12 protein-coding genes are annotated in these 17,845 nt (G+C 64.6%); 2 read left to right on the plus strand and 10 right to left on the minus strand.

Annotated features, from left to right (window positions below; translation table 11 throughout):
• Positions 1-434: 434 nt before the first annotated feature.
• The gene (locus M5G11_RS17360) at positions 435-785 is read left to right on the plus strand and encodes a hypothetical protein (RefSeq protein WP_273910677.1); all 351 of its coding nucleotides are present in this window, start codon (positions 435-437) and stop codon (positions 783-785) included.
• A 15-nt stretch (positions 786-800) separates the two neighbouring features.
• Here M5G11_RS17360 and M5G11_RS17365 read toward each other — a convergent pair whose 3' ends face one another.
• The 10 genes from M5G11_RS17365 to M5G11_RS17410 form a co-directional block, all read right to left on the minus strand.
• The gene (locus M5G11_RS17365) at positions 801-1,880 is read right to left on the minus strand and encodes a PAS domain-containing protein (protein WP_273910676.1); all 1,080 of its coding nucleotides are present in this window, start codon (positions 1,878-1,880) and stop codon (positions 801-803) included.
• Between the two features lie 164 nt (positions 1,881-2,044).
• Positions 2,045-3,118: an autotransporter domain-containing protein gene (locus M5G11_RS17370; protein WP_273910674.1), complete on the minus strand. Its 1,074-nt coding sequence runs from the start codon at positions 3,116-3,118 to the stop codon at positions 2,045-2,047.
• A 310-nt stretch (positions 3,119-3,428) separates the two neighbouring features.
• Positions 3,429-4,223, minus strand: coding sequence for an endonuclease/exonuclease/phosphatase family protein (locus M5G11_RS17375; protein ID WP_273910672.1), 795 nt, complete (start codon positions 4,221-4,223; stop codon positions 3,429-3,431).
• Positions 4,223-6,382, minus strand: coding sequence for a glycogen debranching protein GlgX (glgX, locus tag M5G11_RS17380; protein ID WP_273910671.1), 2,160 nt, complete (start codon positions 6,380-6,382; stop codon positions 4,223-4,225). The genes M5G11_RS17375 and glgX overlap by 1 nt, the downstream gene beginning before the upstream one ends.
• A gap of 94 nt (positions 6,383-6,476) precedes the next feature.
• Positions 6,477-6,734: a DUF2934 domain-containing protein gene (locus M5G11_RS17385; RefSeq protein ID WP_273910670.1), complete on the minus strand. Its 258-nt coding sequence runs from the start codon at positions 6,732-6,734 to the stop codon at positions 6,477-6,479.
• Between the two features lie 2 nt (positions 6,735-6,736).
• Positions 6,737-9,523, minus strand: a complete 2,787-nt coding sequence (locus tag M5G11_RS17390) for a malto-oligosyltrehalose synthase (RefSeq protein WP_273910668.1) — start codon at positions 9,521-9,523, stop codon at positions 6,737-6,739.
• On the minus strand, positions 9,520-11,592 hold the full coding sequence (gene malQ, locus M5G11_RS17395) for a 4-alpha-glucanotransferase (RefSeq protein ID WP_273910667.1): 2,073 nt from the start codon (positions 11,590-11,592) through the stop codon (positions 9,520-9,522). The genes M5G11_RS17390 and malQ overlap by 4 nt, the downstream gene beginning before the upstream one ends.
• Positions 11,585-13,354 (minus strand): malto-oligosyltrehalose trehalohydrolase, encoded by a 1,770-nt coding sequence (gene treZ / locus M5G11_RS17400; protein ID WP_337994606.1) that lies wholly within the window; start codon positions 13,352-13,354, stop codon positions 11,585-11,587. The genes malQ and treZ overlap by 8 nt, the downstream gene beginning before the upstream one ends.
• 13 nt (positions 13,355-13,367) lie before the next feature.
• Entirely contained in the window at positions 13,368-14,930 is a 1,563-nt protein-coding gene (gene glgA, locus M5G11_RS17405) for a glycogen synthase GlgA (protein WP_273910664.1), read from the minus strand.
• A gap of 573 nt (positions 14,931-15,503) precedes the next feature.
• Positions 15,504-15,671, minus strand: coding sequence for a hypothetical protein (locus tag M5G11_RS17410; protein ID WP_273910663.1), 168 nt, complete (start codon positions 15,669-15,671; stop codon positions 15,504-15,506).
• Positions 15,672-15,810: 139 nt separating this feature from the next.
• On the opposite strand from M5G11_RS17410, the gene M5G11_RS17415 reads away from it, so the two are divergent.
• Complete coding sequence (locus tag M5G11_RS17415) at positions 15,811-17,835, plus strand: alpha-1,4-glucan--maltose-1-phosphate maltosyltransferase (protein ID WP_273910662.1); 2,025 nt, start codon at positions 15,811-15,813, stop codon at positions 17,833-17,835.
• The last annotated feature ends 10 nt before the right edge of the window (positions 17,836-17,845 follow it).

The following is a 17,845-nucleotide window of genomic DNA, read 5'->3' on the forward strand; positions in this document are numbered from 1 at the left end:
CTCACGATCATCCGTCACTCGGTCTCGGCCTTGTCAATGCGAGCTACCGTCAAGGACGGGCTCTTGATACCGTTCGGACTTGGCGAGTGGGGTTGAAGAGGAGGAGCTCAATCTACAGATCAGGCTCAAGGCCTAAGCCGCTGCCCGGCTTCATTCCTCTTCCTCGATGATCAGTCGAGAACTATCGCCTCCAAAGAGGCGTTAGTCGAGATACAAGCCGCTGCCGTGAGGCTGCGCTGGAGTCCGCCAGGGCTCCCAAAGGCGGCGCCGGCGTTGCAGGCGAGCGCAGCCTGACGGCAGCGGCTACGATGCGGTCCGTGGGAGCTGGCCTTGCCAGCGATCGACCGCGCAGCGGGCGCAAAATCTGCACATCGCAACCCGCTGATTGCCACGGCCCGTGCTACATTCGCGGTTTTTCTCACAGGGGGTGGAACATGCGGGTAGTGTTGGCAGTGGTAGCGGCAGCGATGCTGACCGGGTGCGTGTCCTCGGCAATGGAGTCTGCGCGGGCCAAGGAGCCAGCCAAAGCCTTCATGTCGAGCAAGGAAGCGTCGCAAGTGGCGCGTTGCATCCAGTTCGGCTGGCAGGATGAAGCCGCTTTCGGCGTCGATGCCAGCGGCTACGTTGAACCCGCCAAAAAAGGCGGCTTCACCGTCTACACCCGTGGCGCCGAGGCCTTTGCCGACGTGCGCACGGAAGGCCAGAAAACCGTGGTCAAGTACTACGCTGAGCGCCACGATGAAGTGGCCCTGCGCCGTCAGGCGGCCCTCGCCACCTGCATGTAGGCACCCCGGCCGCGATCAGTTCGCGGCCAGTTGCGCCTCAAGCCCGGCAATCCGGGTTTCGAGGCGTTCGTGCTCCTGGCGCTCGGCCGCGATGTCCTCGAACACGCTGATCAGGTGTTCCGGCTGGCCGTCCTGGCGCCGTTGCAGGGCCGTGCGGGCACGGATCCAGATGTAGTGACCAGCCTTGTGGCGCACGCGCTTTTCCACTTCGTAGCGGTCGATATCTCCCGTCAGCAGGCGCACCAGCAATTGCAGGTTGGCGGCCAGGTCATCGGGGTGGGTGATCTGCTGGAAGGTCATGCCGTACAGCTCTTCGGCGCTGTAGCCAAGCAGCTCGCAGCAACTGCTGTTGACCCGCTGCCAGGTGCCGTTGGGGTCGATATAGGCCAGGGCCCCCCAGGCCAGTTCGAAGATCGTGCGAAAACGCTCTTCACTGTTGCGCAACTCTTCTTCAGCCACCTTGCGTTCGGTGTTGTCCATGCTGATGCCGACCATCTTCACCGGCCGCCCGGCGCTGTCGCGTACCACCGTGGCGCGTGAGGCGATCCAGCGCAGGTCGCCATCGGGGCGGCGGATGCGGAAGTCGCATTCACAACCATCACCCTCGGCAACGGTCTTGCTGTAGAGATTCTGCAGGGCTTCGACGTCTTCGGCGGGCAGGTGCACCCAGAAGTCTTCGTTGCGATTGACCTGCCAGCCATACACCTCGACGACGTTCGGTGAATAGGTGAGTTCGTCGCTGATCAGGTTCCATTCCCAAGTGACGATGCGCGCGCCTTCCTGGGCCAGTTTCATGCGGGTTTCGCTTTCCATGATCTCGGCGGTGTAGCGCCGGCGCACGTCGGTCATCGGCAGTTCGACGACCTGGGTGTGCTGCACGTCGTGCAGGGCTTCTTCGCCGTAACGCAGCCAGATCCAGTTGACCTTGAGAAAGGTCGCCAGGGTGCGCAGGTTGGCGTAGTCGATCTCGCCACCACGGGTCCACTTGTGCACGGCGGTGCGCGAGATCCCCAGTGCGGTGCCCACGGCTTGCAGGGTCAGTTTGTGGTGTTCGAGCAGTTCCTTGAGGCGAAAGGCGAAACTGTTTTCGATCATGCGGGCGGTGTCCCGGGGGGCTGCTGGGGCTTGCCAGTATACATAAGCTGTCAACTTTTGGTTGACGGCAGGCTTGTGCGCTCAATTGCAGGCTCCCACAAGGCTCTTGTGGGAGCCGGCCTTGCCGGCGATGGGGCTGCGGCAATTGTGTTGGTGCATCCGCACTACCAACGCACCCGAACCCCCAGGTTGCCAATCAGCCCATTCAAGTCATTGTCATCCACGTCGCTGCTGTAGTCGGCACTGACAAACAGGCTCACCGTCGGCGTCACCCGCGCAACCAAACCCAGGCCCAGCTCTACCGTGGTCGAGTTGCGCCCGCTGCTGATCTTGTCGACCTTGTCCAGGCTCACCGTGTCGGCGTTGGAAAAGTCATGCCAGACGTTGGTGCGCAAGTAGGGTTCGATCGGCATGCCGATCACCTCGTAATGCCCGGACAACTTGGCGCCCACCCGGCCACTCCAGGTCGGCTGGCTGTTGTACGCCTGCATGGCCTCGGCTGGCGCATCCGCCCCGGGGTAATACTGCTGGTTGATCAACTGCGCCTGCGGCTCGATCACCCAGTTCTTGCCCAGGCCAATCGGGAAGCCGCCTTCGACCGAGAAGGTCAGCGCATGCCCGTCGCCATCAAGCCGTTCACCGGAAGCCGAGCGGCCAGTGGTGTCGAAACGGGTGCCCATGGCCACCGCGTCGATGTGCCAGCCCTGTTCATGTTGCAAGCTCCAGTACACACCCAGGCTGTCACCCTCCAGGCGCAGCGCGTTCTGCTTGTCGCCCAGTTGCGGCCGGGTGCCGTCAAAACCGCTTTGCAAGTTGCTGTGGCCGACGAAGAAACCGGCGCGGTGAGTATTGCCGCCCGCTGTTTCACGCACAAACACGTCAGGGCTGATCTGCAGGTTCTGGCCAGGAGCATCCAGCCGGTCCGGCGCCGGCGCGCCTTGCCGGCCAGGGTTGGGGAAGAACTGCGCCCACTGGCTGGCGACCATGTCCGGGGCGATTGCCTGCTGCACCTTGCGCTCGGCCAGGCGATCGGAAAACGCACCCAGGGTGCCCACGTTCAAACCCGCCACACTGGTCGGGTTGAGCGTCAGTACCGGCAAACTTTGTGCAAAATTGACAAACGGGTCGTCATCCTTCAGGCCCACTGCATGGGTTTCCACCGGGGTTGCTAATAGCAGCGACGTGGAAACCGCATAGAAAACATACTCAAAGCCCGAAGGATTCGATGGTTTTTTCATGGCGGATCTCCTCTGATGTAACAGCCAAAAGTCTGGCCTGATGTCACGGGCTGTACGGCGTAACCAGAGGGCGACCCAAGTCAGCAAACCAATCCCGTACCCGCGCCAGAAGGTGCGAGCTAGAGGCTCGGGTTGATGTATGAACGTGCTGTCTATTGTCTAGCTAAGGAGAGGACACGACGGGCGTCAAGATTGTGTGAATATTTCTTCATGTATTTGTTTGAGTTGGCAACTTACTGATATCAAACGTATTAAGTGGTCTGATAGCTGGCTTGTGCATGACCACGGCCCGCGCTATGCCGAATCATTGCTAAAGGCGAACTTCCACGGCCAACGGCAGGTGATCGGACAAATGCGTCCAGGGTTTGCTGCCGAGAATCTTTGGCGCGTGGCCATAGGCATTGCGCAGGTACACCCGGTCCAGGCGCAGCAGCGGCAGGCGCGCAGGATAGGTGCGGGCCAACCCGCCATGGTGCTGTTCGAACACCTCGTGCAGGTTGGTCTGGCGGTTCAGCACGCGGTTGCCGTGTTGCTTCCAGTCGTTGAAATCCCCGGCAATGATCACCGGCGCACCCACCGGCAATGAGTCGAGCAGCCGTTGCAGCAGCGCGAGTTGTTTCTGCCGGTGGCTTTCCAGCAGCGAGAGGTGCACGCAGATGGCGTGCACTTCATCCTGCCCCGGTACATCCAGCACGCAATGCAGCAGGCCTCGGCGCTCGGGGCCGGTGATCGAGACGTCGAGGTTGCGGTGCTGCACGATGGGGTATTTCGACAGCAAGGCATTGCCGTGATGGCCGTCGGGGTAGACCGCGTTGCGCCCGTAGGCGAAGTCGCTCCACATGCTGTCGGCGAGAAATTCGTATTGCGAGGTCTGCGGCCAGTCGACGTAGCGCGCCGCATGCCGGTCATGGCTGCCGAGCACTTCCTGCAGGAACACCAGGTCGGCACCGGTGCTGCGCACGGCTTCGCGCAGCTCCGGCAGGATGAAGCGCCGGTTGAGGGCGGTGAAGCCCTTGTGGGTGTTGACCGTGAGCACGCGGATGCGCTTCACGGCCGGGGCCTGATCGGTGGAGCCGAACCCTGGCGAACCGGGCAATCCTTTCACTAGGCCTCCTCATCGCGTTGCAGTTCGAACAGCAGGAACGAACGACCGGTTACCGGGCACTCGCTGCCGAAATCGTAGCGCTGCGCCTTGCGCAGGGTGGGCCGGTCGGTATCGATCAGGCAATGCCAATACTCGCCGGCCGGCACTTCGGGCAAGGTAAAGGGCACGTTGTCATGGTGTGCGTTGACGATGATCAGCAGCGTCGCATCGGCTCCAGGGCGCAATATCCCGGTGACCTGCGCACGGCCATCGAGCAGCATGCCCAGGCAACGGCCCTGGCTGTCCTGCCACTGTTCAACGGACATTTCGCTGGCATCCGGGGCCAGCCAGGTCACGTCCTTGACGCCGATTGCCTCATTGTAGTCGCCGACCAGGAACCTGCCCCGGCGCAACACCGGGTACGCCAGGCGCAGCTTGGTCAGGCGCTTGACGAACTTGAGCAGCGCCGCGCCTTCATCATCCAGGTCCCAGTTGACCCAGCCGGTTTCACTGTCCTGGCAGTAGGCATTGTTGTTGCCGTGCTGGGTGCGGCTGAACTCGTCGCCGGCAACGATCATCGGCGTGCCCTGGGCCAGCAACAGGGTGGCGAAGAAATTGCGCATCTGGCGCAGGCGCAAGGCCTTGATCTCGGGGTCGTCGGTGGGGCCTTCGACGCCATGGTTCCAGGACAGGTTGTTGGTGGTGCCGTCCTGGTTGTTTTCGTCGTTGGCCTCGTTGTGCTTGTCGTTGTACGAGACCAGGTCGCGCAGGGTGAAGCCGTCGTGGGCGGTGACGAAGTTGACCGATGCATACGGGCGCCGGCCGCGGTGGTTGAACAGGTCGCCCGAGGCGGTCATGCGCTTGGCAAAGTCGGCCAGTTGGCCCTCGTCGCCTTTCCAGAAGGCGCGCACGGTGTCGCGGAAGCGGTCGTTCCACTCCGCCCAGCCGGGGGCGAAGTTGCCCACCTGATAGCCCCCGGGGCCGCAGTCCCAGGGCTCGGCGATCAGCTTTACCTCGCTGAGCAGCGGGTCCTGGCGGCAGGCGACGAGGAAGCTGTGACGCTCGTTGAAACCATCGTGGTAGCGCCCAAGGATGGTCGCCAGGTCGAAACGGAAACCATCCACGTGCATTTCCCCGGCCCAGTAGCGCAGTGAGTCGGTGACCAGTTGCAGCACGCAGGGGTGGCTCAGGTCCAGGGTGTTGCCGGTGCCCGAATCATTGATGTAGAAACGTTTGTCGTCCGGCATCAGCCGGTAGTACGAGGCGTTGTCGATGCCGCGCATCGACAGGGTGGGGCCCTGCTCGTTGCCTTCGGCGGTGTGGTTGTAGACCACGTCGAGGATCACCTCCAGGCCCGCGTGGTGCAGGTGCGCGACCATTTCCTTGAACTCGGCGATCTTGCCGTTGGCCAGGTAGCGCGGGTGTGGGGCGAAGAAGGCGATGCTGTTGTAGCCCCAGTAGTTGTTCAGGTTCTTTTCCAGCAGGTGCTGGTCGTTGACGAAGGCATGGATCGGCAACAGCTCGATGGACGACACGCCAAGCTGCTTGATGTGCCCCAGCAGGTCGTCGTTCATCAGCCCGGCAAAGGTGCCGCGCGCCGCCTGCGGCACGGACGGATGACGCATGCTGATGCCGCGCACGTGCGCCTCATAGAGGATGGTGCGCTCCCACGGCACGCCCACGCGCTGGTCGCGGCCCCAGGTATAGGCCGGGTCGATGACCTTGCACTTGGGCACGAACGGCGCGCTGTCGCGCTCGTCGAAACTGAGGTCGGCATCCGGGTGGCCGATGGTGTAGCCGAACAACGCTTCAGACCAGCGCAGCTCGCCGACCAACTGCTTGGCATAGGGGTCGATCAGTAACTTGTTGGGGTTGAAGCGGTGGCCGTTTTCCGGCTCGTACGGCCCGTGTACTCGGTAGCCATAGACCAGCCCGGGGTGGGCGTCGGGCAGGTAGCCGTGGAAGATCTCGTCGGTGTATTCGGGCAGTTCGATGCGTTCGATCTCGTGCTCGCCGCTGGCATCGAACAGGCACAGTTCGACCTTGGTGGCATTGGCTGAAAACAGCGCGAAGTTCACCCCCAGGCCGTCCCAGGTGGCGCCCAGCGGGAAGGGCAGGCCCTCGCGGATACGCGACGGTTCGACGCTGGCAGGTTCGGGCTTTTGCTTGCTGGTGCTCATGGCACTCCTTGTTCGGGCAATAGGGAATCCGCCAGCCTTGGCGGTAGCGTGGGCTACCGCAGGCCGGGTCGAAACAGCGGGTGCTCAGGCGTCGTCAGGTGGCGGCGGGCTTCTTCGTCGCTCGCGGCTTTTTCACCGGCTCGGCTTTTGGCACGGCGACGGCTGGCTTGGCCTTGGTGGTGGCGCTGCTGGCGGCACGTGGCTTGCGCGGGGTGGCCTTGGGGGCCAGCGCTTCGGCTTCGGCAAGCTTGCGCGCCATGTCCCAGTGACGGGACTCCTGGCCCTCGGGCTTACCTTCCGATTCCCAGATCTGATAGGCGAACTCGCGGATACGCTTTTCTTGGACACTCATGGTCAGGCTCCTGATAACGCAACGGAATCAATGAACAGATTGACGGGAACAGCCTTGAGCGCCGTGCCCAGCCACAGCTCCTTTGAGGTTGTGACTGCGCCCTGCTCGAAAAGTCCCGTCCAGTTGGCAGTGGTCAAGGTGAATGGCAACAACACGCAAGTGTCGTCCCAGTTCTGCGCCGGGATCAGTGGTTGGCTGGCAGCGCCGAGCAGGTCGCAGGCCAGGCGTGGCACCACGATGATCGCGCGTTGCTCATCATTGACGCGGGCGAAGGCGAGCACCTTGTCGGCATGCTTGCCGCGTACTTCCAGCGGCAGATAATCGCCGCGCAGGAACAGTTCGGGCAGTTGCCGGCGCCGTTCGAGCACCTGGGCGATCAATGCCTGCTTGAGGCGGCCGTCCTGCCAATTGGCGAGCAGTTGGCCGATAGCATGGCGCTCATCCAGCGCGGCGCGGCGTGCCGGGTAGTCCACCGGCCGGCGGTTGTCCGGGTCGACCAGGCTGAAGTCCCAGCACTCGTTGCCTTGGTACAGGTCGGGCACCCCCGGCGCGGTCATGCGCAGCAGGCACTGGGCAAGGCTGTTGAGGGCGCCGGGGCAGGCCAGCGAGTGCACCGCGCTGGCCACTGACTGGCGCAACTGCTGGCACTGCGCATCGAGCAGCAGCGCATCGCTATAGGCCGCGCAGGCCCCTTCATAGATGTCGTTCGGCGCGCTCCAGCTGCTGCGCAGTTTGGCTTCGCGCAGGGCCTTCTGTTGCCATTGGCGCAAGCGCTCGGCATAGGCGGCAAGGCCGGCCGCATCATCGCTGCGCAAGGTCGGCGGCCAACTGCCGAGCAGGGTCTGGTACAGCAGCATTTCATCCGCCGGGCTCGGTGCGTCGCCGTCGGGCAGGCTGCTGCGCAGCGGGCCGGCCAACTCGCGCCAGTGTTCGATACGGGCGCAGTACCAATGGCTGCGCTCGCTCAGTGCGGCCAGGCGCGCGCGGGTGTCTTCGCCACGTTTGTGGTCGTGGGTGGCGGTGGTCAACAGGTTGTCGGGGAAGCTCGCCAGGCGCTGCGCGTTTTGCGCGTGAAACGCTTCGGCGGGGGCGCTGAAACGCTCGGCGGCAAAGCCCACATCGTTGCGCGACAGCAACACCGCAGAGCGGTAGAAAGCGGTGTCTTCCACGGCCTTGGCGGCGGTTGGCGAGGTCAGCTGCTGGAAGCGCACACAGGCATGCCGGCGATGCTTGCGTGGGCGGCCCGCTGGCACTTGGCGCCAGGGCTCGCCGCCAAGCCAGCGTTGCAGGTAATCCAGCACCGGCCAGTCCGCTTCGCCCAGGTGGCTGCGGGCGTCGGCCAAGGCCTGCTGGAAGAACCCTTCGTCTTCAGCCGGCCGCCCGCAGGCATTGATATACGTGCGATACACCGGGTAGTGCTCGACCAGCGCCTGCAAGGCACGGCGGATCGCGCCCAGGGTCAGGTCGCGGCTCATCAGGTCGTCGCGGGCCACCTGCAACAGGGCCTGGGCGACCGACTCGAAATCGCCGGCAAGGCCGGCATTGAGCACTTGCTGGCGGGCCAGGCGCAGTTCCTCGGCAAACGCCGGGCGTTCGCTGAGGTCATGCCACAGCGCACTGAGTTCCGCTTCGCCGGCCGGGTCATGTTGCAGCAGCGACACCTGGTCCATGAACTCATAGCCGGTGGTGCCGTCCACCTGCCAGTCACGGTGCAACTGTTCGCCGGGACCGAGGATCTTTTCCACGTAGATCGGAAAGTGCTCCAGCGCCGCACTCAACGGGCGCTGCGCCAATAGCCCGTTGACCCGCCGACGCAGCTTGCGGCAATAACCGCGTGGGTCGGCCAGGCCGTCGATGTGGTCGATGCGCAGGCCGTCGATCAGGCCGCGCTCGATCAGTTCGAAGACCTTGGCGTGGGTGGCCTCGAACACCACCGGGCGCTCGACGCGCAGGCCGCCCAGTTCATTGACGTCGAAGAAGCGCCGCCAGTTGATGTCATCGGCGGCGGTGCGCCAGCTGGCCAGGCGATAAGGTTGGCGTTCGAGCAAGTGATGCAAAGGTTGATAGCCGTGTACGCCTTGCGCATCGAAGTACGCCAGGGCCTGGTCGATGCCCAGCGCCGCGTGGGCCTGACGTGCCAGGGCCGCCAGCTCGCGGTGCAATACGGGTGCCGCCTGCGGGCCTGACAGAGCGGCGAATCGCTGGCCCAGCTCGATCAACAGCGGCTGGCCGCTGTGCTTGAGGATGCGTGCGTAATCGGCAGGGCAGATCGGGAAGCGGTGCTGGTAATGCTCGACCTGGAAGCGCCCGCGCTCGGCATCGAAACGCAGCGGAATCTCGCCAGCCTGCAACACCGCGCCGTAGTCGCTGGAGAGAAACGGCAGCAGCAGTTGGCCTTCAAGCAGAGGGTCTGGCGAGTGCCACTGGATATCGAAAAACTCGCTATAGGGGCTGCGCCGACCCCAGGCCAGCAGCTCCTGCCACCAGGGGTTGTGGGCTCCGCCGACCGCCATGTGGTTGGAGACGATATCGAGGATCAGGCCCATGCCGTGCTGGCGCAGGGCGGTGACCAGGCGTTCCAGCGCGGCTTCGCCACCGAGCGCCGGGCTGATGCGGCTCGGGTCGACCACGTCGTAGCCGTGGCGTGACCCAGGCTGTGCCTCCAGCAGCGGCGAGGCATACAGGTGGCTGATGCCCAACCTTGCGAAATACGGCACCAGCGCTTGTGCATCGTCGAGGGTGAACTCGGCGTGAAACTGCAGGCGCAAGGTCGCGGTCAGCGCATTCATCGATCACGCTCGAAGGCTTGCTCGCGGGCTTGCGCCAGCAGTTCCAGGCGCCGCGCGGCATCGCTGTCGTCGAGCAACTGGTCGGCGGGGAGGGCGAAGCGCCGCCGCCAGTTCGGATGGCTGTCGATGGTGCCGGGCAGGTTGGGCTGTTCATCGACCCCCAGCAGGTCTTCCAGCGGCACCAGCACCAGTGGCGCGCGGGTATGGCCGAGCAGGCGCAGGCTGGCGTCGAGCAGCGATTCGCTGTCTGATTGCGCGCCGCCGTAGTTGTGCCGCAACAGGCGCCGCAGGCCCTGGATTTCTTGCTCGCGGGTGTCGCGCCAATGTTGCTCGGTGTTGGCGTCGATCAGTTCCAGGCGATGGTTCCAGTCGATGTCGTGGGCCAGCAGCCAGCCGGCCAGCGGCGGCAGGTCATGGGTGCTGCTGGTGGCCAGGGCGTTGTCGGGCCAGTCGAGGATCGGCTTGAAGTGGCCGGGCGGGTCCTGCTCGAACAGCAGTACGCGGATGCCGAGGATGGCCCGCGCCGCGAGTTTTTCCCGCAGGCCTTCCGGCACCGTGCCGAGGTCTTCACCCAGCACGATGGCCTGGTGGCGCACCGACTCAAGCGCGAGCAGGCGCAACAAGTCATCGAGCGGGTAGTTGAGGTAGGCGCCTTCGCTGGGCGGCGCGCCGGCCGGGATCAGCCACAGCCGTTGCAGGCCCATCACATGGTCGATGCGCAGGCCGCCGGCGTGGGCGAAGTTGGCCCGCAGCATTTCGATAAAGGCCCGGTAACCGTTGCGCCGCAGGCCTTCGGGGGAGAAGGCACAGATCCCCCAGCTTTGCCCGGCGCGGTTGAGGATATCGGGCGGGGCACCGACGTGCAGATCAGCCAGCAGTTCATCCTGCCGGCTCCAGGCCTGGCTGCCAGCGCCGTCGGCGCCCACGGCGAGGTCGGCGATCAGGCCGACCTGCATGCCATTGCTGGTCGCTGCGTGTTGCGCGCGTTCCAGGCTGCGGGCGATCAGCCACTGACAGAAGCGGTAGTAGTCGACCTGCTCGCGGTGCTGCGCGGCGAAGGCAGTGATCTGCGGGCTGCGCGGGTCGTGCCAGCTGTCGGGCCAGGTGCGCCAGTCCTGGCTTTCGCCGCGTTCGGCGGCGGCATCGAGCAGGGCTTCGAAGCGGCAATGGTCTTCCAGTGGCTGGCCGCCGCTGGCGCAGAAACTGTCGAAGTCTTCGCGTTGCGGATGCTCGCCGTGGATGAAGTCCTGATACAGCGCACGCAGCAATTGCTGGCGCGCCTTGACCGCATTCGGCCAGTCCACCAGCGGCAGTTGTTCGAGGGCCTGCAACGGCTCGGTCAGCTGTAGCGCCTCGATGGCCAGGCTTACCGTGCGCTCACCCAGCAGGGCCTGCGGGCTGGCATAGAGGCTGTTGAGAAACAGCCGGCTGGAGGGTGAATACGGGCTGTAGGTGTGCGAGTTGTTGGCGAACATCGCGTGCATCGGGCTGATCGCCAGGGCATCGGCGCCACGCTCGGCGGCGCTGCGCGCCAGGGCTTCCAGTGCCAGGCAGTCGCCAAAACCGCCATCACCCGGGCGGCGCAGGCTATAGAGCTGCGCGGCAATCCCCCAGCAGCGCGGCGTCGGCGTGTCCAGGGCATCGGCCAGGCTGAAGCAACGGGGCGGGGCCACCGCGAGGGTGAACGAGCGGCCCTCCAGCGTCAGTTGGTGATAGCCAATCGGCAAGCCGGCGGGCAGGTGCGCGTTTTGGTCCAGGTGCAGGGTGTGTGAGGTTTCGCCCTCAAGCTGTGCATGGCAGGTACTGCCTGCACTGAAATACAGCGCCAGGTCGAGGCTTGCGCCCACATCGACGGTGAGCAGCGGCGGCAGGTGCCGGGCATCGTGGGCTCGCGCCAGTGCAACCAGGCTGGCTTCTATGGCCGGCGCATCGTCAGCCGGGTGACCGAGCCCGGCCAGTACCTGGCGCAAGGTGTCAGGCGCGACATGTTGCGGGCGGCCGTTGGCGTCGATCCAGTCCACCGACAGGCCTGCGCGGTGGGCCAGCAGGTGCAAGCGTTGTTCAGGCATACCGGGGCTCCGCGAGGGTGACAAGGCTGACCAGGGTGCTGCAAGGCGGCAACTCGCTGTCGCCAATCGGCGTGTCGCTGCAGGCAAGCAGGCGCACGCTGTGCAGGGGCAATGGCATTTCTACCGGGTGCGGGCTGAGGTTCAGGTCGATGCGCAACTCACTGCCGTCGCCCAGTTGCCAGCGCGCGCTGATGGCGTGCTCGCCGATGATCCGTGCGCCATAGGCGCGGGTGCCAGGCAGGCGAGGGGTGAGGTGGTCGCGGCGCAGGCGCAGCAGCTCACGATAGAACCCCAGCCAGGCTGTTTCGGTAGTGGGGAGTAACGGCTGCGAGGCGTGGAAAGTCTGCTCGGCATTCGGGTCGGCAATGCGCGCGCGCTGCGCCGGCTCGGCGAAGGCGGCAAAGCCCTTGAACTCGGCGCGCCGGCCTTCACGCACGGCGTCGGCAAGTTCGTCGTGGTGGTCGGTAAAGAACAGGAAGGGTGTTTGTGCGCCCCATTCCTCGCCCATGAACAACAGCGGGATCATCGGTGACAGCAACAGCAGGGCGGTCGCGGCACGCAAGGCCTCGGGGTGGCACAGCTGCAGCAGGCGCTCACCCAGGGCTCGGTTGCCGACCTGGTCATGGTTCTGCAGGAACAGCACGAACGCCGTGGGCGGCAGGTGCCCGCTGGCTTCGCCGCGCGGCTCGCCGTGGTGGTCGGGCTGGCCCTGGAAGGCGAAGCCCTGGCTCAGGCAGCGCGCCAGTTGGTCCAGTGGCGCTTCACGAAAGTTGGCGTAGTAGCCTTCGGTTTCACCTGTCAGCAGCACGTGCAAGGCGTTGTGCCCGTCATCGTTCCATTGCGCGTCGTAGCCGGCTTCCAGCAGATGCGCCTGGTTGTGCTCATTCTCCAGGGTGAGCCACAGGTGCCGACCGGGTGCACTGTGCTGGCGCACGCGGCGGGCCAGCTCCTGGAGAAAGTCGGGGTCGTCGATGGCGTGCACCGCATCGAGGCGCAGGCCGTCGAAACGGTAGTCGTTGAGCCACATCAGGGCGTTTTCCATAAAGAAGTCGCGTACTTCGCGGCGGCGAAAGTCGATGGCGGCGCCCCATGGGGTGTGCTGGTCTTCGCGAAAAAAAACCGAGGCGTATTGATGCAGGTAATTGCCGTGGGGGCCGAAGTGGTTGTAGACCACATCCAGCAGCACCATCAGGCCCAGGCCGTGGGCCTGGTCGATCAGCGCCTTGAGTTCGTCCGGCGTGCCGTAGCTGGCCTGGGGGGCGAATGGCAGCACGCCGTCATAGCCCCAGTTGCGCTCGCCGGGGAACTGGCCGATGGGCATCAGCTCGATGGCGGTAATGCCCAGTTCGGCGAGGCGCGGCAGTTGCCGGGCGACCCCGGCATAGCCGCCCAGCAGGCCGACATGCAGCTCTTGAATGACCGCCTCATGCCAGGGCCGGCCGGACCATTCGGGGTGTCGCCAGGTATAGCCGTGCGGGTCGAGCAACTGGCTCGGACCGTCCACGCCGTCCGGCTGGTAGCGCGAGGCGGGGTCGGGCACAGCGTGTTGGCCATCGATACGGTAGCGATAGCGGCTGCCGGCCGGGCAGGGCAGTTGCACGCTGAACCAGCCATCTTCACCACGCTGCAGGCTGTGCGGCGCGGCGCCTTCGCACTCGACCGAGACCTGCTGCGCATCCGGTGCCCAGAGGGCGAACCGGGTGGTCTCGCGGTCGAGCATCACGGCCCCGTGGGTCGCGTGTTCAATTGACCTCAAGGGCATACCGGGCATCTCCTCAGCCGACGTTCAGCGTGGCGCGTTCGACCAGTTCCTCGTACAGGCGGGCATAGGGTTCGACGGCCTGGCACCAGTTGAAGGGCTGGGTCATCGCCAGGCAGCGCATGGCGTTCAGCAAGGTCTTCTTGCGGTACACGTAGAACGCCCGGCCGAGGGCTTCGCGGTAGCTGTCGACGGTGGACTCGTCGAACAGAAAACCGGTGACGCCATTCTCGATGGTGTCGGCCAGCCCGCCGGTATTGCGCGCCACCGGCAGCGAGCCGTAACGCTGCGCGTACATCTGGCTCAGCCCGCAGGGCTCGTAGCGCGAGGGCATCAGCAGGAAGTCGCTGCCGGCGAACATGCGCCGGGCGTCGGTTTCGTTGAAGCCGATGCGTACACCGATGCGACCGGGGAAGCGCAGGGCCAATTCGCGCATGGCGTGTTCTTCCTCGGGTTCGCCGCGGCCGATGATCGCGATCTGCCCGCCTTGCTGGACGATGTATTCGGCCACGCCCAGGGTCAGGTCCAGGCCTTTTTGGTAGACCAGCCGCGAGACCACGGCGAACAGCGGGCCATTCGAGTCTTCCAGGCCGAACAGCTCGCGGACCTGGCGGCTATTGGCGGCCTTGCCGTCCCAATCGTTGAGGCTGAAGTTGTGCGTCAGGTAGGTGTCGGTGGCGGAGTCCCAGCTTTCGTCGATGCCGTTCGGGATGCCGCTGAGCAGGCCTTGCTGGGCCTTGCTGCCGAGGAAGCCATCGAGGCCGCAGCCGAACGCCGGGGTGGTGATTTCCTGGGCGTAGGTGGCGCTGACCGTGGTGATGTGGCTGGCATAGGCCAGGCCCGCCTTGAGAAATGACAGCTTGCCGTAGAACTCCATGCCTTCCTGGTGTTGGGCGTGGTCGGGGATGGCCAGTTCCGGGCAGCAGGCGCGGCTGACCACGCCCTGGTAGGCGAGGTTGTGGATGGTGAACAGGGTTGGCGTGCGCAGGCCGCGCCAGTGCATGTAGGCGGGCGCCAGGCCTGCGGGCCAGTCGTGGGCGTGGACCAGGTCGGGTTTCCAGTGGACCATGCCTTCGCCGGCGGCAATTTCGGCAGCGGCCAGGCCCAGGCGGGCGAAGCGGATATGGTTGTCGGGCCAGTCGCGGCCGTTGTTGGCGCCGTAGGGGGTGCCTTCGCGCTGGTAGAGTTCGGGGCAGATCAGCACGTAGATCACCAGGCCGTCGGCGAGGTCCATGCGGCCGATCTTGCAGGGTGGCAGAGCGGCGTGGCCGCCGAGTTCACCGACCAGGTGGATGGGGTTGTCGCTTTCCAGCACTTGCGGGTAGCCGGGGATCAGTGCGCGGACGTCATGCAGGTGGCGCATGGCGCGCGGCAGGGCGGCGGACACGTCGCCCAGGCCGCCGGTCTTGACCAGGTCGGCGATTTCCGAGGTGACGAACAGCACTTTGCGTTTAGGCGGGTTGTGGCGCGAATCGCTGGCAGGTGCCTTGGCTGTCTTGCTGAAATCCGTCTGCGCGAGCGGGGTGCTGGCGTCGGTGTTGAAGTGTTCTACGTGAGGTTCGACAGCGGCACTGATCATACTTCTCTCCGTCCCTTTGTAGCGGGTGTGAGCACCCGATTGTTATGTCTCTGCGTGAATCTCTCTGTGGGTTGTCCTGCTTTTTTTGCGATCCCTTTCCCGGACTTGCGTGCAAGCGTTGCGCCAATCGGGAGTCCTTGCCGATGGACGGGCTGACGAAGTGGGGTGGGTGGGCCGCGCCTGGGTGAGTCCAGAATCGTTGGCCTACTTTCTTGCTGACCTGCCGCGAGGCCGGAAAGTTTCGACTTTTTGCGGTCGGGGTTTCCGGGCGGTTTTTCTGGCCGAGCTTTGAGTGTAGGAGAGGTGGCGATAAAAAGGTGACCCATTGGTCATTTTGCTTATTTGGGTTTGTTGCGCAGACTGTGAGGGGGTAATTTTTTCGCCCGGCACACTTGCCAGCTTCCACGTAGCCGCTGCCGTCAGGCTGCGCTCGCCTGCAAAGCAGGCGCCGCCTTTGGGAGCCCTCGCGGGCTCCAGCGCAGCCTGTCGGCAGCGGCTACAAAAACATCGGCGTTTGCCAAGGTGACCCGCCGTACGGGCGCAAGGGGCCATCACCACCCACCTCAACCCCGTCTATAGTTTCCCCTTCACCGGCGCCTCCTCGCTGGGCGGATCCCCGACAGTCGGTGGCACGCTCGGCTTGATCGGCAGATCGTCCGGTTCGATTTCCGGCACGGGTGGTGGTAGGTTCGGGTCGTCAATATTCGGGTCGGGCGTTTCAGCTGGAATGGGAATGTTCATGGCCTCACCTCGCAACAGGCTGTAATAGACGTGACTCAGCCTTCGACCACTCCCCAACGGCTTCGATCATTTTTATTGAACCCACGCGCCTGCCATTGCTCTGAACCTTTACCGTCACGTTGTAACGGAGCGATGTTCGATGACCCGCGATGAGCCCTTCGAGAGCGGCCGCATGGCCAGCACCGACGACCACCCCGATGCCCCCCTGGGCCTGTCACAGGCCTTGTTGCTGCCACGCATCGTGATCGAAAACACCGAGCCGGTACTCGATGCCGGGCTGTATGCGGTCAAGGCCGTGGTCGGCCAGCCCATCAGCGTCAGCAGCAAGGTCTACACCGACGGCCATGACACCCTCGCGGTGATGCTCAACTGGCGCCAGGCCAGCAGCCGGCGCTGGCACTGCCAGGCCATGCAGAGCCTGGGCAACGACAGCTGGCAAGGCAGTTTCGCCGTCAGCGAAATGGGCCGCCATGTGTTCTTCATCGAGGCCTGGATAGACCAGTACGCCAGCTACTGCCATGAACTGGCGAAAAAAGTCGCCGCCGCCGTCAACGTCGCGCTGGAACTCAAGGAAGGCCGCATCCACCTCGAACAGGCCGCAGCGCGCAGCAACGGCCCCTTGCGCACCCAGCTCCAGGCCCTGCTAAAGCGCCTGTCGAAGCTGTCGGCCAACGATCAGGTCGAGCGTCTGCTGCACGCCGACACCCGCACGCTGATGGCCGAGGCCGACCTGCGCGCCTACCTCAGTCGCAGCCCGGAATTCCCGCTGGAGGTGGAACGCGAGCGGGCGCTGTTCGCCAGTTGGTACGAACTGTTCCCGCGCTCGATCACCGACGATCCGCAACGCCACGGCACCTTCAACGACGTACACCAACGGCTGCCGATGATCCGCGACATGGGCTTTGATGTGCTGTACTTCCCACCCATCCACCCGATTGGCACGGCGCACCGCAAAGGCCGCAACAATGCCTTGCAGGCAGAGCCGGACGACCCGGGCAGCCCCTACGCCATCGGTAGCCCCGAGGGCGGTCATGAGGCGATTCACCCACAACTGGGCAGCCGTGAAGATTTCCGCCGGCTGGTCGCCGCCGCTGCCGAGCACGGCCTGGAAATCGCCCTGGATTTCGCCATCCAGTGCTCCCAGGATCACCCCTGGCTCAAGGAGCACCCCGGCTGGTTCTCCTGGCGCCCCGACGGCAGCATTCGCTACGCGGAAAACCCGCCGAAAAAATACCAGGACATCGTCAACGTCGACTTCTATGCCGCCGAGGCCATCCCGTCACTCTGGCTGGCCCTGCGTGACGTGGTGGTTGGCTGGGTCGAGGAGGGCGTGAAGCAGTTTCGCGTGGACAACCCGCACACCAAACCCTTGCCGTTCTGGCAATGGCTGATCGCCGATGTGCGCTCGCGCTACCCGGAGGTGATCTTCCTCGCCGAAGCCTTCACCACGCCGGCGATGATGGCGCGCCTGGGCAAAGTCGGCTATTCGCAGAGCTATACCTACTTCACCTGGCGCAACACCAAGGCCGAGTTGCAACGCTATTTTGAAGAGCTGAACCAGCCGCCGTGGCGCTATTGCTACCGGCCGAACTTCTTCGTCAACACGCCGGACATCAACCCGTACTTCCTGCACGAGTCCGGCCGCGCCGGCTTCCTCATCCGGGCAGCGCTGGCGACCATGGGCTCCGGCCTGTGGGGCATGTATTCAGGCTTTGAGCTGTATGAAGCCACGCCTATCCCCGGCAAGGAGGAATACCTGGATTCAGAGAAATACGAGATACGCCCGCGCGACTTCACCCAGCCCGGCAACATCATCGCCGAGATCGCCCAGCTCAACCGCATCCGCCGACAGAACCCGGCATTGCACACCCACTTGGGCGTGCAGTTCTTCAATGCGTGGAACGACAACATCCTCTATTTCGGCAAACGCACCCCCGACGGCGACAACTTCATCCTTGTGGCCGTCAGCCTCGACCCGCACAACGCCCAGGAGGCCAACTTCGAGCTGCCGCTGTGGGAACTGGGCCTGGATGACAACGCCCAGACCCTCGGTGAAGACCTGATGACTGGCCACCGCTGGACCTGGCACGGCAAGACCCAATGGATGCGCATCGAGCCCTGGCACCAGCCGTTCGGTATCTGGCGTATCGAAAAAGCCCATTAGAAAGGAGTCG

It is taken from the genome of Pseudomonas fontis (assembly GCF_028656955.1).
Taxonomy (GTDB): domain Bacteria; phylum Pseudomonadota; class Gammaproteobacteria; order Pseudomonadales; family Pseudomonadaceae; genus Aquipseudomonas; species Aquipseudomonas fontis.

Coding starts and splice junctions, on each gene's coding strand:
- M5G11_RS17360 (WP_273910677.1), top strand. CDS start 435: ATGCGGGTAGTGTTGGCAGTGGTAGCGGCAGCGATGCTGACCGGGTGC.
- M5G11_RS17365 (WP_273910676.1), bottom strand. CDS start 1,880: ATGATCGAAAACAGTTTCGCCTTTCGCCTCAAGGAACTGCTCGAACAC.
- M5G11_RS17370 (WP_273910674.1), bottom strand. CDS start 3,118: ATGAAAAAACCATCGAATCCTTCGGGCTTTGAGTATGTTTTCTATGCG.
- glgX (WP_273910671.1), bottom strand. CDS start 6,382: ATGAGCACCAGCAAGCAAAAGCCCGAACCTGCCAGCGTCGAACCGTCG.
- M5G11_RS17385 (WP_273910670.1), bottom strand. CDS start 6,734: ATGAGTGTCCAAGAAAAGCGTATCCGCGAGTTCGCCTATCAGATCTGG.
- M5G11_RS17390 (WP_273910668.1), bottom strand. CDS start 9,523: ATGAATGCGCTGACCGCGACCTTGCGCCTGCAGTTTCACGCCGAGTTC.
- malQ (WP_273910667.1), bottom strand. CDS start 11,592: ATGCCTGAACAACGCTTGCACCTGCTGGCCCACCGCGCAGGCCTGTCG.
- treZ (WP_337994606.1), bottom strand. CDS start 13,354: ATGCCCTTGAGGTCAATTGAACACGCGACCCACGGGGCCGTGATGCTC.
- glgA (WP_273910664.1), bottom strand. CDS start 14,930: ATGATCAGTGCCGCTGTCGAACCTCACGTAGAACACTTCAACACCGAC.
- M5G11_RS17410 (WP_273910663.1), bottom strand. CDS start 15,671: ATGAACATTCCCATTCCAGCTGAAACGCCCGACCCGAATATTGACGAC.
- M5G11_RS17415 (WP_273910662.1), top strand. CDS start 15,811: ATGACCCGCGATGAGCCCTTCGAGAGCGGCCGCATGGCCAGCACCGAC.